This window comes from Nocardiopsis sp. TSRI0078 (genome assembly GCF_001905145.1).
Classification (GTDB): Bacteria; Actinomycetota; Actinomycetes; order Streptosporangiales; family Streptosporangiaceae; genus Nocardiopsis.
The window spans coordinates 167,728-189,745 of sequence record NZ_LWLB01000034.1 but is presented as its reverse complement, the minus strand read 5'-3'; the positions used below and the strand labels follow the sequence as shown (position 1 = coordinate 189,745).

General features: G+C 72.2%; 20 protein-coding genes. 9 read left to right on the top strand and 11 right to left on the bottom strand.

From position 1 onward, the window contains the following. Positions 1-28 precede the first annotated feature (28 nt). Entirely contained in the window at positions 29-802 is a 774-nt protein-coding gene (locus A6A08_RS22075) for a DUF3105 domain-containing protein (protein WP_073704543.1), read from the bottom strand. A gap of 88 nt (positions 803-890) precedes the next feature. On the opposite strand from A6A08_RS22075, the gene A6A08_RS22070 reads away from it, so the two are divergent. From A6A08_RS22070 to A6A08_RS22040, 7 genes are all read left to right on the top strand, one after another. Continuing rightward, positions 891-1,625: a DUF305 domain-containing protein gene (locus A6A08_RS22070; protein ID WP_073704542.1), complete on the top strand. Its 735-nt coding sequence runs from the start codon at positions 891-893 to the stop codon at positions 1,623-1,625. Between the two features lie 468 nt (positions 1,626-2,093). Next, entirely contained in the window at positions 2,094-3,539 is a 1,446-nt protein-coding gene (locus A6A08_RS22065; RefSeq protein ID WP_073704541.1) for a cytochrome ubiquinol oxidase subunit I, read from the top strand. Positions 3,540-3,551: 12 nt separating this feature from the next. After that, positions 3,552-4,604: a cytochrome d ubiquinol oxidase subunit II gene (gene cydB / locus A6A08_RS22060; protein ID WP_073704540.1), complete on the top strand. Its 1,053-nt coding sequence runs from the start codon at positions 3,552-3,554 to the stop codon at positions 4,602-4,604. A 221-nt stretch (positions 4,605-4,825) separates the two neighbouring features. Then, positions 4,826-6,622, top strand: a complete 1,797-nt coding sequence (gene cydD, locus A6A08_RS22055; protein WP_073704539.1) for a thiol reductant ABC exporter subunit CydD — start codon at positions 4,826-4,828, stop codon at positions 6,620-6,622. After that, a complete protein-coding gene (gene cydC, locus A6A08_RS22050) occupies positions 6,619-8,388 on the top strand; it encodes a thiol reductant ABC exporter subunit CydC (protein ID WP_073704538.1) in 1,770 nt (589 codons plus the stop codon). Before cydD ends, cydC begins: the two co-directional genes overlap by 4 nt. Before the next feature lie 147 nt (positions 8,389-8,535). Continuing rightward, entirely contained in the window at positions 8,536-9,315 is a 780-nt protein-coding gene (locus A6A08_RS22045; RefSeq protein WP_073704537.1) for an RNA ligase family protein, read from the top strand. 75 nt (positions 9,316-9,390) lie between these two features. Then, the gene (locus A6A08_RS22040) at positions 9,391-10,224 is read left to right on the top strand and encodes an EI24 domain-containing protein (RefSeq protein ID WP_073704536.1); all 834 of its coding nucleotides are present in this window, start codon (positions 9,391-9,393) and stop codon (positions 10,222-10,224) included. Between the two features lie 136 nt (positions 10,225-10,360). Here the strand turns inward: A6A08_RS22040 and A6A08_RS22035 are convergent, their stop codons facing one another. The 5 genes from A6A08_RS22035 to A6A08_RS22015 form a co-directional block, all read right to left on the bottom strand. Further along, the gene (locus tag A6A08_RS22035) at positions 10,361-10,906 is read right to left on the bottom strand and encodes a Uma2 family endonuclease (protein ID WP_242422806.1); all 546 of its coding nucleotides are present in this window, start codon (positions 10,904-10,906) and stop codon (positions 10,361-10,363) included. Between the two features lie 345 nt (positions 10,907-11,251). Beyond that, positions 11,252-12,376: a D-alanine--D-alanine ligase family protein gene (locus A6A08_RS22030; protein WP_073704534.1), complete on the bottom strand. Its 1,125-nt coding sequence runs from the start codon at positions 12,374-12,376 to the stop codon at positions 11,252-11,254. 58 nt (positions 12,377-12,434) lie between these two features. Continuing rightward, complete coding sequence (locus A6A08_RS22025; protein ID WP_073704533.1) at positions 12,435-13,664, bottom strand: PLP-dependent aspartate aminotransferase family protein; 1,230 nt, start codon at positions 13,662-13,664, stop codon at positions 12,435-12,437. Positions 13,665-13,675: 11 nt separating this feature from the next. Beyond that, on the bottom strand, positions 13,676-14,731 hold the full coding sequence (locus A6A08_RS22020; RefSeq protein WP_073704711.1) for an NAD(P)H-dependent glycerol-3-phosphate dehydrogenase: 1,056 nt from the start codon (positions 14,729-14,731) through the stop codon (positions 13,676-13,678). An 8-nt stretch (positions 14,732-14,739) separates the two neighbouring features. Beyond that, positions 14,740-15,606 carry a 1-acyl-sn-glycerol-3-phosphate acyltransferase gene (locus A6A08_RS22015; protein WP_073704532.1) on the bottom strand — a complete coding sequence of 289 codons (867 nt, stop codon included), beginning with the start codon at positions 15,604-15,606 and terminating at the stop codon, positions 14,740-14,742. A gap of 286 nt (positions 15,607-15,892) precedes the next feature. Here A6A08_RS22015 and cofC point away from each other — a divergent pair, with 286 nt between their 5' ends. Continuing rightward, the gene (gene cofC, locus A6A08_RS22010; protein WP_242422804.1) at positions 15,893-16,585 is read left to right on the top strand and encodes a 2-phospho-L-lactate guanylyltransferase; all 693 of its coding nucleotides are present in this window, start codon (positions 15,893-15,895) and stop codon (positions 16,583-16,585) included. Positions 16,586-16,836: 251 nt separating this feature from the next. Here cofC and A6A08_RS22005 read toward each other — a convergent pair whose 3' ends face one another. The 3 genes from A6A08_RS22005 to leuC all read right to left on the bottom strand — a co-directional run bounded on the left by A6A08_RS22005 (position 16,837) and on the right by leuC (position 19,508). After that, positions 16,837-17,118: an HU family DNA-binding protein gene (locus tag A6A08_RS22005; protein ID WP_017576946.1), complete on the bottom strand. Its 282-nt coding sequence runs from the start codon at positions 17,116-17,118 to the stop codon at positions 16,837-16,839. Between the two features lie 362 nt (positions 17,119-17,480). Beyond that, complete coding sequence (gene leuD / locus A6A08_RS22000) at positions 17,481-18,077, bottom strand: 3-isopropylmalate dehydratase small subunit (RefSeq protein ID WP_073704530.1); 597 nt, start codon at positions 18,075-18,077, stop codon at positions 17,481-17,483. Positions 18,078-18,101: 24 nt separating this feature from the next. After that, positions 18,102-19,508: a 3-isopropylmalate dehydratase large subunit gene (leuC, locus tag A6A08_RS21995; protein WP_073704529.1), complete on the bottom strand. Its 1,407-nt coding sequence runs from the start codon at positions 19,506-19,508 to the stop codon at positions 18,102-18,104. A gap of 153 nt (positions 19,509-19,661) precedes the next feature. Here leuC and A6A08_RS21990 point away from each other — a divergent pair, with 153 nt between their 5' ends. Beyond that, positions 19,662-20,348 carry an IclR family transcriptional regulator gene (locus A6A08_RS21990; protein WP_073704528.1) on the top strand — a complete coding sequence of 229 codons (687 nt, stop codon included), beginning with the start codon at positions 19,662-19,664 and terminating at the stop codon, positions 20,346-20,348. 116 nt (positions 20,349-20,464) lie between these two features. Here the strand turns inward: A6A08_RS21990 and A6A08_RS21985 are convergent, their stop codons facing one another. Together A6A08_RS21985 and A6A08_RS21980 are read right to left on the bottom strand one after the other, a co-directional pair. Next, positions 20,465-21,385 carry an AlpA family transcriptional regulator gene (locus A6A08_RS21985; RefSeq protein WP_073704527.1) on the bottom strand — a complete coding sequence of 307 codons (921 nt, stop codon included), beginning with the start codon at positions 21,383-21,385 and terminating at the stop codon, positions 20,465-20,467. Between the two features lie 161 nt (positions 21,386-21,546). Next, positions 21,547-21,807, bottom strand: coding sequence for a hypothetical protein (locus tag A6A08_RS21980; RefSeq protein WP_073704526.1), 261 nt, complete (start codon positions 21,805-21,807; stop codon positions 21,547-21,549). Between the last annotated feature and the right edge of the window lie 211 nt (positions 21,808-22,018).

Below are 22,018 nucleotides of genomic sequence, written 5' to 3'. Positions count from 1 at the left end.
GGCGTCACGGAACGGGCGGAAGGTACCGTCACTGCTCCTCCGCGGTCGGCTCGTCCCCGGCCGACTCGGAGGGAGCGTCGGACGCCTCCTCCCCGGCACCGGTGTCGCCGCCCTCGCCCTCGGGGCCCTCCATGCCGCCGCTGGTGTCGATGCTGCCGCTGTCGAGCATGGTGTCGACCTCGGCGGCGGTCTCCGACACCTGGCCGGAGCAGGAGGCGCCCGGCTCGGGCACGTCGGTGCCGCGCTCGTAGAGGCGCACGAAGCGCTGGAGGTTCTCGTCGGCGGCGGTCTCGGCGGAGATCTGGCGGCCCCAGCTGGAGGCCACGATCGGGGCGTCCATGTCCCCCTCGTAGGGGCTGATCACCAGGTAGTCGCCGGGGCTGTACATGTCGTTCAGCGCCTGCACCTGGTCCTCGGGCAGGTCGGGCCGGTAGTTGATCCACACCGCGCCGTGCTCCAGGGCGTGCACCGCGAACTCGGGGGTCACCGGTTCGGGGTAGACACCGCAGTTCTGCCAGGCGTTCCAGTGGTTGCCGCCCACGGGCGGGGACTGCTCGTAGTCCACGCGCTGTCCCGTCTCGACGTGCTCGTAGGAGCCGACCTCGAACTCCTCCACGCCCGAGATCGTGCGGCTGCGGAACTCCATGAAGATCAGGAATGCGAGCAGTCCCACAACCAGGACCACAGCGGTCGTCACGCCGGCGATGGTGAGGATCTTGCGGCGTCGTTCCTCTCGAAGGCGTTGCGCCTTCAGCTCGGCTGCTCGGCGGCGACGCTCCTCCGCCGTCTTCTTCTTGGCCACTGGGTCTCCTGGGTGGGTGGTGACAAAAGGGACTTACCTATCCTCTACTTTGGCACCACAGTTGTGCGATTCGACCAGGATGGTTCCCATGGAACACAGAAACGGCCCCGCGTCCGGAGCCGTCGACGACGTCGAGGACGCCGAAGACGGGCACGCGCGGGCGGATGACGCGGATGACGGGACGGCGCACCGGGATGCGTCGCCGCAGGCGGCCCGGCGCTCGGTACCGACATGGATCGCCGTGGTCCTGGTCGTACTGGCCCTGGGCGCGGGCTACCTGCTGGGGCGCCCGTCCCCTCCCCTGGACACCAGCCCGGACGCCGGCTTCCTGCGCGACATGAGCGCGCACCACGCCCAGGCCGTGGACATGTCGATGGTCATCCTGGACAAGACCGACGACTCGGAGCTGGACACGGTGGCCACCGACATCGCCCGCACCCAGCAGGCCCAGATCGGGATCATGCAGGGGTGGCTGATGGCCTGGGACCTGAACTCGCGCGGCACGCGGCAGCCGATGGCCTGGATGGAGGGCCACGACCACGGCGGCGGGGGAGGCGAGGTCCCCGAGGCCATGCCGGGCCTGGCCTCCTCCGAGGAGATGGTGGCCCTGGAGGAAGCCGAGGGCGTGGAGGCGGAGATCCTCTTCCTGGAGCTGATGATCGCCCACCACAAGGGCGGCATCGACATGGCCCAGGCCGAGGTGGACCTGGGCGAGGAGGACATGGTCGTCGACTTCGCCCAGGGGATGATCGACGCCCAGCAGACCGAGATCGGCCTGATGGAGGACATGATCGGCAAGCGCGAGGACGCCGCGGAGAACTGATCCGGCGCCTCCTCCGGGTCCGGCCGGGGCCCCTCGGACACCGGACCGTGTCCGCCGGACCCCGCTGACGGCGGCGCGCCCCTGGGCGAAGGGGCGCGCCGCCGCCGCGTTCGGGGCGCACTCCCCGCGCCCGCGGCAGCCAGAGCGCGTTCGGCCTCGCCCCGGAGAAGGGCGCCGGGTCCCCCCGTGCCCGGAAGCGCGTGGGCGCGAGGGAACGCGGGGAAACCCGTGTGTCCGAACGCACAGGCCGTGCCCGGCGCCCCCTTCCCTGTCGGCCCGTTCCGGCTCCGCCCCAGGTCGCAGCGGTGCGGACACTCCGCCTTCGCCGTCCGCGGTGCTCCCGCGAGCCTCCCCTCCCCCTCGGGGAGACGTACGGAACACCTTTTGACCCCGGGGCGGATGGAACTACGACACCCTGTAGAACTACAGTTTGTAGTACTACCGACGGTCGGTACCTGAGAGGCGGGTATGGAAGCCCTTGAACTCGCGCGGTGGCAGTTCGGTGTCACCACGATCTACCACTTCCTGTTCGTGCCCCTGACCATCGGGCTGTCGTTCATCGTGGCCGTGCTCCAGACCCTCTGGTACCGCACCGGCAGGCACGAGTACCTCCAGGCCACCCAGTTCTTCGGCAAGCTGTTCCTCATCAACTTCGCCATGGGTGTGGTCACCGGCATCGTGCAGGAGTTCCAGTTCGGCATGAACTGGAGCGAGTACTCCCGCTTCGTCGGCGACGTGTTCGGCGCGCCGCTGGCCATGGAGGCCCTGCTCGCCTTCTTCCTGGAGTCCACCTTCATCGGCCTGTGGATCTTCGGCTGGCACCGGCTGCCCAGGGGCGTGCACCTGGCCTGCATCTGGGCGGTCGCCGTCGGCACCAACCTCTCGGCGTACTTCATCCTCGCCGCCAACGCCTGGATGCGGCACCCCGTCGGCTTCACGGTCAACGAGGAGACCGGCCGCGCCGAACTCACCGACATCTGGGCCGTGCTCAGCAACGACCAGGCCTGGTCCACCTACCTGCACACCGTCTCGGCCGCCTTCGTCACCGCCGGGCTGTTCGTGGTGGCGGTCAGCGCCTACAAGCTCTGGCGCAACACCCACCACAACGACACCGGCGTCACCGGGATGGTCCCGCCCAAGGGCGACTTCGCCCTATTCCGCGGCGCCCTCAAGGTCGGTCTGGTCCTCACCCTGGCCGCCGGCGCGCTGGTGGTCTTCTCCGGCGACCACCAGGCCAAGCTCGCGGCCCAGTACGAACCGATGAAGCTCGCCGCCGCCGAGGCCCTGTGGGAGACCGAGGAGGGCGCGGCCTTCTCCGCGCTGGCCGTCGGCGACACCGAGGAACGGTACAACCCCATCGACATCACCATCCCCAACGTGCTCAGCTTCCTCGCCACCGGCGAGTTCGACGGCGAGGTGCACGGGATGAACAACCTCCAGGAGGCCTACGAGGAGTACTACGGCCCCGGGAACTACACCCCCAACGTGTTCGTCGTGTACTGGTCCTTCCGCCTGATGATGGGCCTCGGCATGTTCGGGGTCGCGGTCGCCGCGCTGGGCCTCTACCTCACCCGGGGCGGGGACCGCACGCCCACCGGCAAGTGGTTCTACTACGCGGCGATGCTCGCCCTGCCCGCGGCCCTGGCCGCCAACGTCCTCGGCTGGGTGCTCACCGAGATGGGCCGCCAGCCCTGGACCGTGCACGGCGAGCTGCTCACCGCGGCCAGCGTCTCCCCCGGTGTCAGCCTGGGCGCCGTCGCCACGACCCTGGCCGGGTTCACCGCCGTGTACGGGCTGCTCTTCGTCGTCGAGGTCGGGCTGCTGATCAAGTACATCAAGGCCGGACCCTCCCACCTCGTCCCCGACCTGGAGGACGACGAGGACGAGTCCCGGATCCCGCACTTCAGCTACTAGGAGCCACGGACCATGGAACTGACCGTCATCTGGTTCATCGCCATCTCGGTCCTGTGGACCGGGTACTTCGTCCTGGAGGGGTTCGACTTCGGGGTGGGCACGCTCATGCCGTTCATGGGCAGGCGGGACTCCGTCGAACGCCGGGTCGCCATCAACGCCATCGGGCCGGTCTGGGACGCCAACGAGGTGTGGCTGATCACCGCGGTCGGCGCCACGTTCGCCGCCTTCCCGGCCTGGTACGCCTCCCTGCTCAGCGGGTTCTACGCCCCGGTGTTCCTCGTCCTCGTCGCGCTCATCCTGCGCGGGGTGGCCTTCGAGTACCGGGGCAAGCGCGACAGCGCCGCCTGGCGCGCCTGGTGGGACCGGGCGATCCTCCTCGGCAGCGCCCTGCCCGCCTTCCTGTGGGGCGTGGTGTTCGCCAACGTCGTCCGGGGCGTGGCCATGGACGCCGACCAGATCGTCACCGCGTCCGTGCCGGACCTGCTCAACCCCTACGCCCTGCTCGGCGGGCTGACGACGCTGTCACTGTTCACCCTGCACGGCGCGGTCTTTTTGACCCTCAAGACCGACGGGCCGGTGCGGGTGCGCGCCCGCCGGGCCGCGCTGTGGGCCGCGTGCGCCGCGGTCCCCTCCGGCACGCTCTTCCTGGCGTGGACCCAGGCCGCGCACGGCGGCGGGACGCGCACCCTGGCGCTCGTCATGGTCGCCGCCGCGGCCCTGGCGTGCGGTGTGGCCGCGGCCTGGCGGCACCGGGAGGGGTGGTCGTTCGCCTTCACGGCGGTGACCGTCCTGACGGTGTTCACCGCCCTGTTCACCTCGCTGTTCCCGAACGTGCTGCCCTCCACCACCGACCCGGCGTTCAGCCTGACCGTGTCCAACGCCGCCTCCGCCGAGTACACGCTCACCGTGATCTCGTGGGTGGCGGTGGTGTTCCTGCCGCTCGTGCTGCTCTACCAGGGGTGGAGCTACTGGGTGTTCCGCCGCAGGGTGACCGGGGAGACCGTCACCGGAGCGACCGTCACCAGGGTGGCGGGGGCGCGCGGAGAGCCCGAGCCCGCCGCATGAGGACGGCACCCCAGCGCCCGCGCCGCCGCCGCGCCCGCCTGGGCGCGGCGGCGCGGGCGCTGGGGTGCCCGGCCGGTGCCCGGGTCCGGGTGGATACTGGGGCCATCGCCCGCCCCGGTCCCCTCCGGACCCGCACCGTGCCGCCGCGGGGCCCGCAGCCGCACCGGGCACTTGTACACCCGGCCGAGACGACCGAGACGATGCCGTGAGGTCCCGCGCGTATGAAGCCCCTTGACCCGCGCCTGGTGCGCACCGCAGGAGCGGTCCGGACGCACCTCGCCGTCTCCGTGGCCTGCGGAGTACTCATCACCGGCCTGATCCTGGCCCAGGCCTGGCTGCTCGCACGCGCCATCAGCGGCGCCTGGCGGGGCGAGGGCCTGGACACCCTGGGCTGGGTGGTCGGCGCGGTCGCGGCCATCGCCGTGGCCCGGGCCCTGCTGTCCTACCTCGCCGAGACCTCCGCGCTGCACAGCGCCGCGCGCACCAAGTCGCAGCTGCGCCGCCGCCTGGTGGCACACGTGACCGGGTCGGGCAGGGTGTGGACGGCCCAGCCGGGCTCCGACACGGACGGGGGCCCTCCCAAGGCGGGCGAGCTGGTCACCCTGGCCACCCGAGGCCTGGACGCGCTCGACGACTACTTCGCCCGCTACCTGCCCCAGCTGGTCCTGGCCTCGATCGTGCCGCTCGCCGTCCTGGCCGTGGTGTTCTGGGCGGACTGGATCTCGGGGGTCGTCGTCCTGGTGACGCTGCCGCTGATCCCGGTCTTCATGGTGCTGATCGGCATGCACACGCAGCAGCGCACCGAGCGGCAGTGGCGGCTGCTGAGCCGTCTGGGCGGGCACTTCCTCGACGTGGTGGAGGGGCTGCCGACCCTGGCCGTGTTCCGCCGGGCCAAGGCGCAGGCGGCCATCCTCCGCCGGGTGGGCGAGGAGCACCGCCGGGCGACGATGGGGACGCTGCGGGTCGCGTTCCTGTCGGCGTTCGCCCTGGAGGTGCTGTCCACCCTGGCCGTGGCGCTGGTCGCGGTCGAGGTGGGCCTGCGCCTGCTGGGCGGCCACATGGACTACCAGACGGCGCTGCTGGTGCTCATCCTGGCTCCGGAGGCCTACCTGCCGCTGCGCGAGGTGGGCGCCCGGTTCCACGCGAGCATGGAGGGCGTGGCCGCGGCCGAGCAGGTCTTCGCCGAACTGGAGCGCGGGCGCGGCGCACACGACCGACGCGGCGGGGCCTCCGGCGACGCGGACCAGGACACGGCCGGGGAGGCGGCCCGCAGGACACCGGCCCCTCCCCCGGCCACCGGCCGGCCGGCGCCCGCCGCCGGCGGCGACATCCGCTTCGAGGGCGTGGAACTGCTCTACCCGGACCGGGAGGTACCCGCGCTCTCCGGCCTGGACCTGCAGGTGTCGGCCGGGGAACACCTGCTGCTCACCGGTCCCAGCGGCGCGGGCAAGTCCACCCTGCTGTCGCTGCTGCTGCGGCTGACCGAACCCACACGGGGCCGGATCAGCGTGCGCGCGCCCGGCGGGCGGTGGGAGCCGCTGGATGCGGTCCCGGCCGACGACTGGCGGCTGGGCACCGCCTGGGTGCCCCAGCACCCCTACCTGTTCGACGTGTCCGTGGCCGACAACATCCGGCTGGGTGCGCCGGAGGCCTCCATGGACCGGGTGCGCGAGGCGGCCCGGCTGGCCGAGGCCGACGCGTTCGTGTCCGCGCTGCCGGACGGGTACCGCACCCGGCTCGGTGAACGCGGCGCACGGCTGTCGGCCGGACAGCGGCAGCGGATCGCCCTGGCCCGGGCGATGTGCCGGGACGCCCCGCTGGTGCTGCTGGACGAGCCCACCGCCCACCTGGACCCGGAGAACGCGGCGGCGGTGCGCACGGCCGTCGCCCGGCTCCTGGAGGGCCGGACCGCCGTCATCGTCGCCCACGACACCGGGTGGGCCCGCGAGACCCTCGGCGGCACCCTGCGCACCGCGTCGCTGCCGCTGCCCACCCAGGAAGGGAGCGTGTCACGATGAGCACCAGCACCACCGTCCCCGCCGACCCGGGCCCGGTACCCGGGAGGGAGCGCCGCCGCGACCCGCTACTGCGGATGATCGCCCTGGCCCGGCCGCGCGGCGGCCGCTTCGCGCTGGGCGTGCTGCTGGGCGCCGCCGCGACCGGGGCGGGGGTGGCCCTGCTGAGCCTGGCCGCGTGGATGCTGGCCGTCGCCGCCGACCACCCGCCGATCACCGCGCTCGGCGTGGCCGTGGTCGCCACCCGCGCGCTGGGCGTGGGCCGGGGGGTGGCCCGCTACCTGGAGCGGCTGGTCACCCACGACGCCGCGTTCCGCACGCTGGCCGATGTGCGGGTACGGGTCTACGACCGGCTCGCCGCGACCGAGCCCTTCGGCCGCTTCCGGTCCGGCGACCTGGTGTCCCGGCTGGTCAACGACACCGAGGCCACCCTCGACCTGCTGGTGCGCGGGCTGACGCCTCCACTGGTCTCGGTGGTGACGGGCGGTGCCGCGGTCCTGTTCCTGACCGTCCTCCACGTGCCGGGCGGGCTCCTGCTGGCGGCGGGCCTGCTGCTGGCCGGGCTCGCGGTGCCGATGGCCGCCGCCGCGCTGAGCCGGGGCCCGGGCAGGCGCCAGGCCAGGGCACGGGGAGAGCTGTCGACGGCGCTGGTGGACACGTTGCACGGGGCGCCGGACCTGGTCGCCTACGGCGCCATGGAGCGGCAGGTGGAGCGGGTGAACGCGGCCGACGCCGAGCTGACCCGGCTGGCGCGCGGGGACTCGGCGCTGCTGGGCCTGGGCGCCGGTGCGAGCGCGCTGGTCACCGGGCTGACCGTGTGGGGCTCCCTGTTCCTGGGTGTGGCCGCGGTGGAGGGCGGCGCGTTGGACGCGGTGTCCCTGGCGGTACTGGTGCTGACGACGCTGGCGGCGTTCGAGGTCGTGGCGCCGCTGCCCGCCGTGGCGGCGAGGCTGGGGGCGATCCGGGCCGGCGGGGCCCGGCTGTTCGGGGTGCTGGACACCCCGGCCGGGACCGCGCCTCCCACCCGCTCGGGCCTGGGCACCGAAGGCGGCGCGACGGTCCGGGTGCGGGACCTGCGGGTGCGCTACGGGCCCGAGGAGCCGTGGGCCCTGGACGGGGTGGACCTGGAGATCCCCTCCGGTTGGACGGTGGCGGTGATCGGGCCGAGCGGTGCCGGCAAGAGCACGCTGGCGTCGGTGCTGCTGCGGTTCCGCGACCCGGACGGGGGACGGGTGGAGATCGGCGGGGAGGACGTCACGGCGTACCCGGCGGACGAGGTGCGCGGGGTGGTGTCGGGAGTGCCGCAGGACCCGCACGTGTTCGCGTCGACGCTGCGGGAGAACCTGCGGCTGGCCCGGCCCGGAGCGGACGACGGGCAGTTGTGGGAGGCGCTGCGGCGCGCGCGGCTGGCCGACGAGGTGGCGGCGATGCCCCTGGGGCTGGACACGCAGGTGGGCACCCACGGCCTGGGGCTGAGCGGTGGGATGGTGCAGCGGCTGGCGCTGGCCCGGGCCGTGCTGGCGGCGCCCCGGGTGCTGGTGCTGGACGAGCCGACCGCCCACCTGGACCCGGACACGCGCGACGCGGTGGTGGAGGACCTGCTGGCCGCCGCCGAGGGGTTCTCCACCCTGCTGATCACACACGACCTGACGGGCCTGGACCGGGTGGACCGGATCTACGTGGTGCGCCACGGACGGGTGCTGCAGCAGGGAACGCACGAGGAGCTGTCCCTCCAGGAGGGGTGGTACCGCGACGTGGGCGCGGGCTGATCCCCGCCCCCGCGGGCCCGAAAAAGCGGAGGACGTGGCGGATCGCCACGGGATACCGTTCCACCGTGCCGTGGGGCGCCCCCGCCCCGCGGCCAGCCGACCGACCGCTGCCCCTGCCCCGGCCGGACCGCATCCCTGGAGCCGCACATGACCGACCTCGATCTGCGCGACCTCGACCTGTCCGTGCTCAACTCCGCCACCAAGTACCCCAGCATCCCCACGTACCACATGCTCGATCCCAAGAACGGCGGCCTCCTGGAGGAGCACGCCAAGTTCACCGGCGACGTCGTACTGACCGAGAAGGTGGACGGGGTCAACTCGCGGATCATCTCCCTCCCGTCCGGCGACTACGTCATCGGCAGCCGCGAGGAGCTGCTGTACGCCAGGGGGGACCTGATCGGGAACCCGGCCCTGGGCATCGTCGACGCCCTGCGCTCCCTCGCCGACCGGATCACCCCTCCCGGGACCGGGATCGCCGTCCACTACCTGGAGGTGTACGGGGGCAAGGTCACCGCGGCCAGCCGCGAGTACACCGGCGACCGCGCCGTGGGGCACCGGATGTTCGACTCCGCGCGCGTCCCGGCCGGGGTGCTGTCCTGGCAGCGCCGGGAGATCTCCGCCTGGCGCGAGGACGGCGGGCAGGACTTCCTCCCCGAGGACGAGCTCACCCGGCTCGCCGAACGCGAGGGGGGCGAACTGACGCCCAGGATCGCCACGATCCCCGCGGACGACCTGCCCGAGAGCGTCGCCGACGCCCGGGAGTTCGTCGCCGCTCACCTGCCGGGCACCCTGGTGGCGCTGGACGGGGACGCGGGCGGCCGCCCGGAGGGGATCGTGCTGCGTACCGCCGACCGTTCGGTGATCGCCAAGGCCCGTTTCCAGGACTACGAGCGCACGCTCAAGCGCCGGGCGAAGCGGAGGGGCTGAACCGGCGGACACGGAGGGAACCCGGCCCCGGGCCCGGATCTGACACCGGGGCCGGGGTTCCTCTAGTGTTCCCCCGTGGCCAATCCTGTTCGTGAGTTCTTCGGTGGTGTCGGTACCCTCCTGCGCGGTTTCACCCTGCTGCTGCGCCGGCCCCGCCTGTTCCTGCTCGCCGCACTTCCCGCGCTGATCACGTCGCTGCTGTTCCTGGCGCTGTTCGTGCTCCTGGTGGTGAACCTGACCGACATCGTCGGCTGGGCGACCCCCTTCGCCGACGGCTGGGACCCCGTGTGGCGGGGACTGGTGCGCGGCGCCGTGTCCGTGGCGCTCCTGGCCGGCTCGTTCCTGCTGATGGTGGTGGCGTTCACGACGGTCACGCTGACCCTGGGCGGGCCGGTCTACGACAAGGTCACCGAACTGGTGGAGAAGGAGCTGGGCGATGATCCCGGCGAGCTGGACGAGCCGCTGATGGCGTCGATGTGGCGGGCGATCCGCCAGTCGCTGGCGGTCGTGGCGATGTCCCTGCTGGTGACGGTGCTCGTGTTCGGGATCGGCTTCGTCCCGCTGGCGGGCCAGGTGGTCGGTCCGGTGCTGGCCGCCCTGCTGGGCGGATGGCTGCTGGGGATCGAGCTGCTGGCGAGCGCGTTCGACCGCCGGAACCTGCTGACCATCCGCGAGCGGCGCAGGCACATGGGAAGGCGGCGGATGCGGGTGCTGGGCTTCGCCGTACCGACGTACTTCCTGCTGGCGATCCCGTTCCTCGCCATCCTGGTGTTCCCCGCCGCCGTCGCGGGCGCGGTCTTCCTCACCCGCGACCTGGTCCCCGCGGCCCCGCACCAGCCGGGCCCCGGAGGCGCCGTGCCCGGTCCGGGCGCCCCCGGCGGACCGGTCCCCGGCGGACCCGGGGCCTGAACCCGGAGCCAGTCCCGCGCCCAGCGGCCCGGGCCGCTCCCCGCAGGCCTTCCCGAGGACGCGGAAGGCGGGCGGCCGTGCGGCCGCCCGCCTGCGGGACTTCCTGCCCGACCTGCTCTCGAAGTCCTTCCGAAAGTCATGTGAGCAGAGAAGACGCCTCGATCTCGATGCCGAAAGGCTCGGGAAGGCGCACGGTTCCCCCGCGGACAGCTCGGGCAACCTCCTGGTACTCCTCGCCCTTTGGTTCGGAGAACAGCGCGATCTCACTCCTGCGGGGGTCGACCACCAGGTACAGAGGGACCCCGGCCTTCGCGTAGCCTCGCGCCTTCGCCTGCCAGTCATGGAGAGCACTGCCAGGAGAGACGACCTCCACCGCGAACTCGGCCTCCTCGGCGGGACGAATCCAGTCGGGGCCCTCCCACCCCTCGCCGTCCACCAGTGCCTCCGGCATGACCACGAGGTCGGGAACGTAGCGCTCGCCGGTCGCGGAGAGCTCCACCGTCGCCATCTGGAGCGCCAGAAGACCCTCGCATCTCGACCTGTCGAGCGCCCTCTCGACCATCCTGACGATCTTGGCATGACGATAGGTCGGTGTCGGCGACACGATGATGCTCCCGTTGATGATCTCCGCGCGGAAACCCTCCGGGAGTTCGAGGCTGTCGGCCAGGGTCGGGAGATCCATCGCCGTCTCCTCCGCCCGCTCATAAGCAGCACACGTCATTCAGTACCCCCTGCGGCATCCGGAACGCTCCTGAGCGTAGCGAGAGCACCACCCCAGGGTACGCCCTTCCACCGAAGAACCCCAGGAAACGCGGATGGCGGGCGGCCGTGCGGCCGCCCGCCATCGGGCCTGTTCCTACGCCGGGCCCCGGCCCCAGGGGGTTGGTTCGGGCGTCCACGGGGCTCTGGAGACGCCGGACGCTTGATTGCGAGGAACGAGCCATCGCACGGGAGGCGGCGAAGGTTCCCGTTCTCCGGACGCCCGAACACGGGCCGAAGCAAGGCGGAGGCCCCAAGAAAACACTGCCTAGCGCAGTCCGGGGGAACGGCGCAGCGCCGAGGAGATCATCCGCTCCACGAGCGCCGCGTAGTCCACGCCGGTGGCGTCCCACATCTGCGGGAAGGCCGAGGCCGGGGTGAACCCGGGCATGGTGTTCAGCTCGTTGACGAGGATCTCGCCGCTCTCGGTGTAGAAGAAGTCCACCCGGGCCAGGCCCTCGCAGCCCATCGCCTCGAACACGTCGGCGGCCATGGCGCGCAGCCGCGCCGTGGCCTCCTCCGGGATCCGCGCGGGGATGGTCAGGCTGCTCGTGGACAGGTACTTGGCCTCGAAGTCGTAGAAGTCGAAGCCGTCGGCCACGTGCACCTCGGCCGGGAAGGACACGTCGGGCGTCCCGCCGTCCTCGGACTCCAGCACGCCGCACTCGATCTCGCGGCCCACGACCTGCGCCTCCACCAGCACCTTGGGGTCGTGCTCGCGGGCGGCCTCCACGGCGGCGACCACCGCGTCGGCGTCCGAGGAGTCGCCGACCCTGCTGATGCCCACGCTGCTGCCCGCGCGGGCGGGCTTGACGAACACGGTGGGGCCCAGGGCGGCCACGTCGTCCAGCACCCGCTTGCGCTCGTTGCGCCACTGGCGGTCCGAGACGGGCACGAAGTCGCTGGTGGGGATGCCGTTGCCGCGCAGCATGGCCTTCATGAAGACCTTGTCCATGGCGGCGGAGCTGGAGAAGACCCCGGCGCCCGCGTAGCGCACACCCATCATCTCGAACAGGCCCTGGATGGTGCCGTCCTCGCCGAAGGGCCCGTGCAGCAGCGGCAGCACGACGTCCACGCCGGCCAGGCGCTCGGGACCCCTGACCGGGTCGACCACCATCAGCTGGCCCGCCGCGTCGAAGGGCAGGGCCAGGTCCGTGCCGTCCTCGGGCACGGACGGCAGCGCCTTGGCCTCCGCGTCGATGCGCAACCGGTCCGGATCGCCCGAGGTCAGCACCCAGTTGCCCGTGCGTGTGATGCCGACCGGCACGACCTCGTAGCGGTCGGGGTCGATGACGGACAGCACGCTGCCCGCGGTGACGCAGGAGATCTCGTGTTCGGAACTACGTCCGCCGAAGACGACGGCGACCCGAATCTTGCGCTGCTCGGACGACATGCTGCCTGACCTTATCTCGCCTGTGAATGGAACCGGAAGCGGGAGGAACCGCCGCGTGTCACTGTGCTCCGCCGAGGGCCGCCAGGGCGTCCTCGATGAGGTCGCGGGGGTCCTCCAGCCCGATGGAGAACCGCACCGCGCCGGGTGAGATACCCGCGGCCGCCAGTTCGTCCGCGCTCATGTTGCGGTGGGAGGTGGAGGCGACGTGCCCGGCCAGTGTGTGCGTGCCGCCCAGCGAGGCGGCGATGGTCGCCACCCGCAGACGGTCGGCGAAGGCCATTCCGGCCTCCTCGCCCCCGCGCGGGTGCACCGTCACGACCGCACCGTACCGCCCCTGGTCGAACAGCTTGTCCGCCAGCGCCGTCTGCGGGTGCGAGTCCAGGGAGGGGTGGTCGACCCGCTCCACGAGGGGATGGCCCTCCAGCGCGGCGGCGAAGGCCGTGGCGCTCTCGCACTGGCGCTGCACCCGCAGCGGCAGGGTCTCCAGACCCCGGTGCAGCAGGTAGGCCTCGTCGGGGGCCAGGCAGGGGCCCAGGTCCACGCGCGCCGAGCGGATGCGCTCGGTCAGGGACGGCGAGGCCACGGCCACGCCGCCGGTGGTGTCGCTGTGGCCGCCGATGTACTTGGTGGCCGAGTGCACGACCACGTCGGCGCCGTGCTCCAGCGGGCGGCACACGGCCGGGGAGGCGAAGGTGGAGTCCACGACCAGCGCGGCACCGGCCTCGCGGGCGATCCGCGCCAGCTCGGGCAGGTCGGAGACGGTCATCGTGGGGTTGGACAGCGTCTCGGTGAACACCATCCGCGTGTTCGGCCCCACGGCGGCGCGCACCGCGTCCAGGTCGGTGATGTCCACGAAGTCGGTGCGCACTCCGAACCGGCGCAGCAGGCCGTCCAGCAGCGAGTGGGTGTTGCCGTAGATGGACCGCGCCGCCACCACGTGCGCGCCCGCCTCGGTCAGCGCCATGAACACCGTGCTGAGCGCTCCCATGCCCGAGGCGAAGGCCTGGCCGCGCACCGGCTCCGGCAGTCCCGCGCCCTCCAGGGCGGCGACCGCGTCGGCGAACGCGTCCACGGTGGGGTTGTCGATACGGGCGTAGGAGTAGCCCTGCCGCGTGCCCGCGAGCACGTCCGCGTACTCCCGGGAGGTGTCGAACGCGTAGGTGGTCGCCCGGTGGACGGGCATGCGCATCGGGCGCTCGGTGGGAACCGGCGGCCGGGGGAGGGAGACGGCGCGGGTGTACTCGTCCCCGTTCCCGGCTCCGGCGGCGTTCGCTGGTGTGTATGGCATCGTGCTCGCTCTCAGACCCCGTAGCGCTCGGGCTTGGCGGTGCGCGCCATGAAGGCCGCGAGCGCCTCGGCCGGGCTCAGGTCGTGGTGCATCATCTTGACGACGGCCTCGGTGATCGGCAGGTCGACCCCGTTGGCCCATCCGAGTTCCAGGACGGACTCGGAGGACTTGACCCCCTCGGCCGTCTGCCTGGTCTCCGCGACGACCTGCTCCAGGGTCTTGCCCGCGCCCAGTTTCTCACCGAAGGTCCGGTTTCGCGACAGCGGCGAGGAACATGTCGCCACCAGGTCACCCAGCCCGGCCAGCCCGGACAGGGTGTGCTCGTCGGCGCCCAGGGCCACCGCCAGGCGCGTGGTCTCGGCCAGGCCGCGGGTGATCAGGGAGGCCTTGGTGTTGTCCCCGAAGCCCATGCCCTCGGCCACGCCCACGGCCAGCGCGATCACGTTCTTCATCGCACCGCCGATCTCCACCCCCGCCAGGTCGGTGCTGGTGTAGGGGCGGAAGTAGGGGGCCTTGAAGAGCCCCTGGAGCCGCACGGCCGTCTCCTCGTGCGGGCAGGCGACCACGGCGGTGGCGGGCTGGCGCTCGGCGATCTCCCGGGCCAGGTTGGGGCCCGAGACGACCGCGATGCGCTCCTTCGGGTACTCCAGGACCTCGGCGATGATCTGGGTGACCCGCATGCTGGTGCCCAGCTCCACGCCCTTCATCAGGCTGACGACCACCGCGTCCTCACGCAGGTGGGGGCGCCAGTCCGCGAGGTTGGCCCGCAGGGTCTGCGACGGCACCGCCAGCACCACCACGTGGGCCCGCTCCAGCGCCTTGGCGGCGTCGGTGGTGGCACGCAGCCGGGGGTTCAGCCTGATGCCGGGGAAGTAGTCCGGGTTCTCGGAGGTCTCGTTGACCGCGTCGACGACCGAGGCCCGCCGCCCCCACAGGACCACCTCTGCGGCGGGGCCGTCCGGGTCCCTCTCCCGGGCCAGGTCGGCCGCGTCCGCGACGATGTTCGCGAACACGGTGCCCCAGGAGCCCGCGCCGAGAACGGCGATCCTCACGTTGTCGGTATCCATCCGCTCCGTCACGCCTCCGTGCTGTTCTTTCCGTTCTCGCTGTCCGCTCCGGTCCGGCCCTCGGCCCGTGCCGTGCCGTCGGCGGCCTCCCCGGCGCCCGCGGCGGCCCGCTCCCCCGGCTCATCCGGGCCGACCGGGCGCTCCGCCCGCTTGGCCTCGGCGCGCGCCCTCTTGAGGTCGTAGGGGACCGCGGGCGGCTCCTCGCCGCGGATGCGCGCCTGCAGGGCCGTGATGTCGGCCATGATCGCCTCGGTGGCCTCCTTGAGGACCGTCCCGGTCAGCGGCAGGTGCCGGAACCGGGACAGGTCCACCGGCGGACCGGCCATGAACTCCAGGCGCTTGCGGGGGAACAGGCTGGGCTTCTTGGAGCCGTAGGGCAGGAGGTTCTGCTCGCCCCAGTGCGCCACCGGCACGACCGGCACCCCCGTGGTGAGCGCCAGGCGCGCCACACCGGTCTTGGCGGTCATCGGCCACAGGTCCGGGTCCCGGGTGCAGGTGCCCTCGGGGTAGAAGATCACCGACGCCTCGTCGCGGGTGAGCGCCAGCTCGGCCTCGTGGAGCGCCTTGACCGCGTCGGTGCTGCCGCGCTTGACGGGGATCTGGCCGGTGCTCCTGGCCACCGCGCTCACCACGGGAATGCGCATGATCGCGTCCTTCATCGTGAAGGTCGGCCAGCGCCGGGCGCCGATGTAGAGGAAGTGGGCGACCGTCAGGGGGTCCGCCAGCGACAGGTGGTTGGCGGCGATGATCACCCCGCCCCGGTCCGGGACGTGCTCGGTGCCCTTCCAGTCCGGCTTGGTGACGAACCACAGGACGAACCGGACGATCCGTGAGACGACCGCCTTCACCCACCGCGATTCTCGTTGCTTGGCCACGGGACTCCTCATTCCATCACTCCGGGCCCGTCCGGACCTCGCAGCACAACCGGTTCAGTCTAGGACGCGTTCGCAGGTGTATGCCCTGCTGTGCGCCGTTCGGGCGGCTTCCGCACCGCGGTTCCCCCTCAGCGGGCGCGGGCCCGGGAGGGCCGCCGCGTCCGCGGAGGGCACGGGGCGCACGCCCCCGGGCCCGCGCGGCACGCCCACGGCCGCCACGCCGCGCGCGGACCCCGACCGCCTACCCTCGTCACTGTCATGGCCGTATCGATGTCCCGGGGGAACCGTGACCGGCTTTGGAGAACGGGGCGGGACGCCGCGCCTCGGGGTGCGCTGGTCCCTGATCGTCCCAGTCAAGCACCTCAGCCGCGCCAAGTCGCGGCTGGCCCCGGCCGTGGGGAGCCGGCGCGAGGACCTGGCACTGGCCGTCGCCTGCGACACGGTCGCCGCCGCGCTGCTCTGCCCGGGGGTCTCGGCGGTGTTCGCGGTGACCGAGGACCCGCGTGTGGGCGCCGAGCTCGCCGACCTGGGCGCAGTGGTGGTGGGCGGCGAGCCCGGCACGGGTCTGAACTCCGCGCTGGCGCACGGGGCGATGGTCGCACGGCGGCGCCTGCCCGGTTCGGGGGTGTGCGCCCTGTCCGCGGACCTGCCCGCGCTGCGTCCGGAGGAGCTGGAGCGGGTCCTGGCGGCGGCCGCCGGGCACGGCAGGTCCTTCCTCCCGGACGCCCCCGGTGTGGGCACGACGCTGCTCGCCGCGACGCCCGGGCACCCGCTCGCCCCGGCGTTCGAGGGGGCCTCGCGCGCCCGTCACCTGTCCGGGGGCACCCGGGAGCTGGTGGTCCCGGGGGTGGCCTCGGTGCGGCGCGACGTGGACACCCCCGAGGACCTGCGCGCCGCGGTGGCGCTGGGCGTGGGGCCCAGGACGCGGGAAATGTGGGAGCTGGTGGGCGGGGGCCTGTGCCCGCAGAACACGCCCTGAGCCGCGTCCGGCAAGTCGCGGCCTCAGGCGTCGCGGCCTGCACGGCCCGGCATCGCGCCCTCCCGCCTCGGGAGCACCCCTTCCGCACGGAGGGGCGGGGAAGGGGCCCGCGGGTGCGCTCCGGGCGACTGAGAGCGCTCCCGCCCGCCTCGGACGCCCTGTCCGGAGCATCGGGCGCCCTGTCCGAAAAGGTTCCGCCCGGGCCCCTGAGGGACCCGGGCGGACTCGACCCGTCGCTGTGCGGTGGCGGGCTACTTCTTGTCGCCGTTGACCAGGGCCTTGAAGTCAGCGCCGGCGCGGAACTTCGGAACGAAGCTCGCGGGGACGTTGATGGTGGCGCCGGTGGCGGGATTGCGGGCGGTACGAGCCGCACGCTCGGACTTCTCGAACACTCCAAAGCCGGTGATGGCGACCTTGTCACCCGACGCCACGGTGGTCTGGATGGTTTCAAGCACAGCGTTGACCGCTTCGGTCGCGGTCTTCTTGTCTCCGAGACGATCGGAGATCGCGTCGATCAGGTCACGCTTGTTCATAAGGTTCCTCCGGTTCCCCCTTGCTCGCACGAAATTAGGGGAAACAGAGGCCCTTACACAAATACAAACGCCTGCGGACAAGGCGTGTCGGGGGCTGTCCCCACCTGCGGGGCAGTCGGGGAGGAGCTCTGGCGCGGACCGGTGACACCTTCCGCTCCAGTCCCTTTTGGCCCCTTCTGTGAACCTCAAATGCCTACGTATAACCGGATTCCGGGCGCTGGACACGCCGAGCTTAAGGACAGAAGACCTGTAAGCGGCTGCTCACTCCAAGTGAAGGTAAAATATTTCTGGACCGGGGGTGTCCTGCGTCACACAGGACTGGATCCCCGGCCCAGAAACCGATCCGCGCCCGACCTCGGTGTCTAGAGGGTCACGGGCAGCCAGGGCTTGCGGGTGCTCTCGAAGGCTGCGACGTCGTCCGTGTGACGCAGTGTCAGCGCGATGTCGTCCAGGCCCTCCAGCAGCCGCCAGCGGGTGTAGTCGTCCAGCTCGAAGGGCTCCCGCACGTTCGCGGCGGGGGCGCGCACCTCGCGCTCGACCAGGTCCACGGTGACCTCGGTGGCGGGGTCGGCCTCCACGGCCTCCCACAGCCGGTCGATGACCTCCTGCGGCAGCAGAACCGTCAGCAGGCCGCCCTTGAGCGAGTTGCCGCGGAAGATGTCGGCGAAGCGCGAGGACAGCACGGCCCTGAAGCCGTAGTCCTGCAGCGCCCATACGGCGTGCTCGCGCGAGGATCCCGTGCCGAAGTCCGGCCCGGCCACCAGCACGGACGCGCCCTGGAACTCGGGGCGGTTGAGGACGAAGTCCGGGTCGGACTTGCGCCACTCGGCGAACAGGCCGTCCTCGAAGCCGGTCCGGCTGACCCGCTTGAGGTAGACGGCCGGGATGATCTGGTCGGTGTCGACGTTGCTGGCGCGCAGCGGCACGGCCCGACCGGTGTGGACGTCGAATTTCTCCATGGGAGTCTCCTTAACGGGTGCGCGCTACCGGGCGGCCAGGTCGGCGGGCGAGGACAGCGTGCCGCGCACCGCGGTGGCGGCGGCGACCTGCGGCGACACCAGGTGGGTGCGCCCGCCTCGGCCCTGGCGGCCCTCGAAGTTGCGGTTGGAGGTGGAGGCGCTGCGCTCACCGGGCTTGAGCTGGTCGGGGTTCATGCCCAGGCACATCGAGCAGCCCGCCTCGCGCCACTCGGCCCCGGCCTCCTCGAAGACCTTGCCCAGGCCCTCCTCGTTGGCCTGCTCCTTGACCCGCATGGAGCCCGGGACGACGAGCATGCGCACGCCCTCGGCGACCTTGCGGCCGCGGATGATCTCGGCGGCGGTCCGCAGGTCCTCGATACGGCCGTTGGTACACGAGCCGAGGAAGACGGTGTCCACCCGCACCTCGCGCATCGGCGTCCCGGCCCGGAGGTCCATGTAGGCCAGGGCCTTCTCGGCGGCGGCGCGGGCGGAGGGGTCCTCGAAGGAGGCGGGGTCGGGCACGGAGGCGTCCAGCGGCACGCCCTGGCCGGGGTTGGTGCCCCAGGTGACGAACGGGCTGAGCTCGTCGGCGTCCAGGACGACCTCGGCGTCGAAGACCGCGTCCTCGTCCGTGCGCAGGCTCTTCCAGTACTCGACGGCGGCGTCGAAGTCCGCGCCCTGCGGGGCGTGCGCGCGGCCCCTGACGTAGTCGAAGGTGGTCTGGTCCGGCGCGATCATCCCTGCGCGCGCACCCGCCTCGATGGACATGTTGCACACGGTCATACGGGCTTCCATGGACAGGGCCTCGATGGCCTCGCCCCGGTACTCGATGACGTAGCCCTGGCCGCCGCCGGTGCCGATCTTGGCGATGACCGCGAGGATGATGTCCTTGGCGGACACACCCGGCCTGAGCTGACCGTTCACGGTGACGGCCATGGTCTTGAAGGGCGACATCGGCAGGGTCTGGGTGGCCAGGACGTGCTCGACCTGGCTGGTGCCGATACCGAAGGCCAGGGCGCCGAACGCCCCGTGGGTGCTGGTGTGGCTGTCACCGCAGACGATGGTCATGCCGGGCTGGGTCAGGCCCAGCTGGGGGCCGACCACGTGCACGACGCCCTGCTCGATGTCGCCCATCGGGTGCAGGCGCACGCCGAAGTCGGAGCAGTTCTTGCGCAGTGTCTCGACCTGTTTGCGGGAGACGGGGTCGGCGATGGGGGCGAGCAGGTCCTGGGTGGGGACGTTGTGGTCCTCGGTGGCGATGGTCAGGTCCGGACGGCGCACGGACCGGCCTGCCAGGCGCAGGCCCTCGAAGGCCTGGGGACTGGTCACCTCGTGGACGAGGTGGAGGTCGATGTAGAGCAGGTCCGGCTCGCCGTCGGCACGTCGGACGACGTGCTCCTCCCAGACCTTCTCGGCCATCGTGCGTGCCATGGGCGGTCGCCTCTCTCGTGTCATCTCGGGCGCGTCTCGTGTTGGTGCCCCGCGCGGACTTCGGCTCGACTTGCATTCCATATTTCGAGACGGCAATATCAAGCCATGGACAACTCTAGCTCATCCAGCGGCGTCGGTGTCCTGGACAAGACAATGTCCGTCCTCGACGCCCTGGAGTCGGGACCGGCATCTCTGGCCCAGTTGGTACAGATCACCGGCCTGGCCCGGCCGACGGCCCACCGCCTGGCCGTGGCGCTCGAACGGCACCGCATGGTCACCCGCGACAGCCAGGGCCGCTTCGTCCTGGGCCCGCGCCTGGGCGAGCTCTCCATCGCCACCGGCGAGGACCGGCTGCTGGCCGTGGCCGCCCCCGTGCTGGTGCAGCTGCGGGACCTGACCGGGGAGAGCGCCCAGCTCTACCGCCGCCAGGGCGACCTGCGGGTGTGCGTGGCCGCCTCCGAGCGCAGCAGCGGCCTGCGCGACACGGTGCCGGTCGGCAGCGAACTGCCCATGAACGCCGGATCGGCCGCCCAGGTGCTGCTCGCCTGGGAGGACTCCGACCGGATCCGCCGCTCCCTCGTGGGAGCCCGGTTCACCGCGGCCAGCCTGGCCCAGGTGCGCCGCCGCCGGTGGGCCCAGAGCGTGGCCGAGCGCGAGCAGGGCGTGGCGTCGGTGTCGGCCCCGGTGTCGGGCCCCGGCGGGCGCGTGATCGCCGCCGTGTCGGTGTCCGGCCCGATCGAGAGGCTGACCCGCTCCCCGGGGCGCATCCACTCACAGGCGGTGCTGTCGGCGGCGGAGAAGATCAGCGAGTCCCTGCACACCTACGAGGGTGCCCGCTGAGGACCGGTACGGGCGCCGACGCGTCCGGACCCGCGGTGTGGGAGCCGGCGGAGACGGTCGGCCCCGGGGAGGGCGGGGCCTCCCGCCGAATCCGGCCCCGGGCGTGCGTCCGCCGGTCAGGCGCCGACCAGGTCCATCGGCGACCTCGCCGCGATCGTCGCGGCCCGCGCCGTCCCGCCCCCCGACGCGACGGTGAACTCGCTCTCGGGCGACAGGGCGATCATCCCCAGCCAGTCGCGCACGGTCATCCCGGGCACCAGCTCGGTGGTCTCCCCGTCCCCCTCCTCGCCGCTCTCCATGACCAGGGCGTGGATCCACTTGCCGTTCACCGTGGCGAGCACGACCGGGTGGGAGAAGGAGTCCAGCCGGCGGAACACGTCGACGGCCTCGTTGCCCGGCGAGCACACGAAGACCGTGTACTTTCCTCCCGCGTCGCGCACCTGCGGGTTCACGAGGAGGTAGCGGATGAACTCCGGGTTCGTGCGGGCGTGCTCCGCCAGGTGCCCCGCCACACGCCGCACGTCCGCGCCGTCGGAGTGGAGCGCCAGGTTCAGCCGGATCGCCCTGAAGTTCCTCAGTCCCCAGTCGATCTCGGTCATCTCGTCCCGGGTGGGCCAGTTCAGGCCGTCGTCGAGGCCGAGTCCGCGCAGCCACGCGTCGACCTCGGGCCACAGCCAGACGAGTGAGCGCCCCACCACCGCCTCGGGAGACGGGAAGGGCACGCCGTCATGCCTTTGCCCGCGGACCCACTGGGTGACGTTCTGCCGTGTCCGACCGGTGAGCTCGGCGATGTCGGAGACCCCGACCAGTTCCCGGTCGAGCCGGACGATCCTCATGGACGGGACCAGTTCGTAGGCGCGCTTGACCACCGCGAGCGCGGCGGAGACGGCGTTCTTCCCCTCGCCGGAGACGGACATCCTGGGAACCCCGTGGAAGGTGGAGACGAGCGCTCCCAGATCCTCGCTGAGGGACTGGACCGCGTCATGGTCGTCCAGGGAGATCCCGTCCAGGACGAACACGAACTCGTACTCGCACACAGCGCGGTCCTCCTTCCACGGCGCCGACGCACACGGCTCCGGGCGAACCCTCGTCCGCTGAACGTCCAGCATCACATCCGCCGTTGACATACGTCAACAGGATCGAGCGTACCCGTACGGCCGCCCACGCCCGCAGGCGGCACCGCCGACACCGCAGGCACCTAGGAGATGTCGCGGGGTCCCCGGCGCGGATCGTCCTCGGGCAGCGGACAGCGCCTCGTCTGCCTCCGGATACGGCGGGCCTCCCTGCCGGCGTTCCTGGGGGTCCCGGCCACCTGCAGCACGGAGCACCCGCAGTCGCAGTACAGGCGCCCCCAGTGCCCCTCCTTGCGCAGCGCCCACCCCGACTTCGTCAACTCCTTGAGTAATTCCCGCATCTCCTTGTCGGGGTGGTCCGCGGGACTGATCTCCTTGCCCGTCACCCGCTCTCTCCCCACAGGAGGCGGGCACAGGGCCAAAGGCCGGCATCCGGCAAAGCTGAACCCACTCTCCAGACGTTGACGGGACTGAGGAGCCCGGGGGGCGTCGTCCTCATCAGCATCCCAGAAGGGCGACCGCTCCACCAAGGGACCGCGGGGGCCACGGGGCCGCCCGGCACGGAAGGCCGGAGCGCGCGGGGCGCGGCGCGGGAGC

What these genes read in the sequence shown, in the direction of transcription:
- A6A08_RS22070 (WP_073704542.1), top strand. Translation starts at nt 891, where the DNA reads ATGGAACACAGAAACGGCCCCGCGTCCGGAGCCGTCGACGACGTCGAG.
- A6A08_RS22065 (WP_073704541.1), top strand. Translation starts at nt 2,094, where the DNA reads ATGGAAGCCCTTGAACTCGCGCGGTGGCAGTTCGGTGTCACCACGATC.
- cydB (WP_073704540.1), top strand. Translation starts at nt 3,552, where the DNA reads ATGGAACTGACCGTCATCTGGTTCATCGCCATCTCGGTCCTGTGGACC.
- cydD (WP_073704539.1), top strand. Translation starts at nt 4,826, where the DNA reads ATGAAGCCCCTTGACCCGCGCCTGGTGCGCACCGCAGGAGCGGTCCGG.
- cydC (WP_073704538.1), top strand. Translation starts at nt 6,619, where the DNA reads ATGAGCACCAGCACCACCGTCCCCGCCGACCCGGGCCCGGTACCCGGG.
- A6A08_RS22045 (WP_073704537.1), top strand. Translation starts at nt 8,536, where the DNA reads ATGACCGACCTCGATCTGCGCGACCTCGACCTGTCCGTGCTCAACTCC.
- A6A08_RS22035 (WP_242422806.1), bottom strand. Translation starts at nt 10,906, where the DNA reads ATGGATCTCCCGACCCTGGCCGACAGCCTCGAACTCCCGGAGGGTTTC.
- A6A08_RS22030 (WP_073704534.1), bottom strand. Translation starts at nt 12,376, where the DNA reads ATGTCGTCCGAGCAGCGCAAGATTCGGGTCGCCGTCGTCTTCGGCGGA.
- A6A08_RS22025 (WP_073704533.1), bottom strand. Translation starts at nt 13,664, where the DNA reads ATGCCATACACACCAGCGAACGCCGCCGGAGCCGGGAACGGGGACGAG.
- A6A08_RS22020 (WP_073704711.1), bottom strand. Translation starts at nt 14,731, where the DNA reads ATGGATACCGACAACGTGAGGATCGCCGTTCTCGGCGCGGGCTCCTGG.
- A6A08_RS22005 (WP_017576946.1), bottom strand. Translation starts at nt 17,118, where the DNA reads ATGAACAAGCGTGACCTGATCGACGCGATCTCCGATCGTCTCGGAGAC.
- leuD (WP_073704530.1), bottom strand. Translation starts at nt 18,077, where the DNA reads ATGGAGAAATTCGACGTCCACACCGGTCGGGCCGTGCCGCTGCGCGCC.
- leuC (WP_073704529.1), bottom strand. Translation starts at nt 19,508, where the DNA reads ATGGCACGCACGATGGCCGAGAAGGTCTGGGAGGAGCACGTCGTCCGA.
- A6A08_RS21990 (WP_073704528.1), top strand. Translation starts at nt 19,662, where the DNA reads ATGTCCGTCCTCGACGCCCTGGAGTCGGGACCGGCATCTCTGGCCCAG.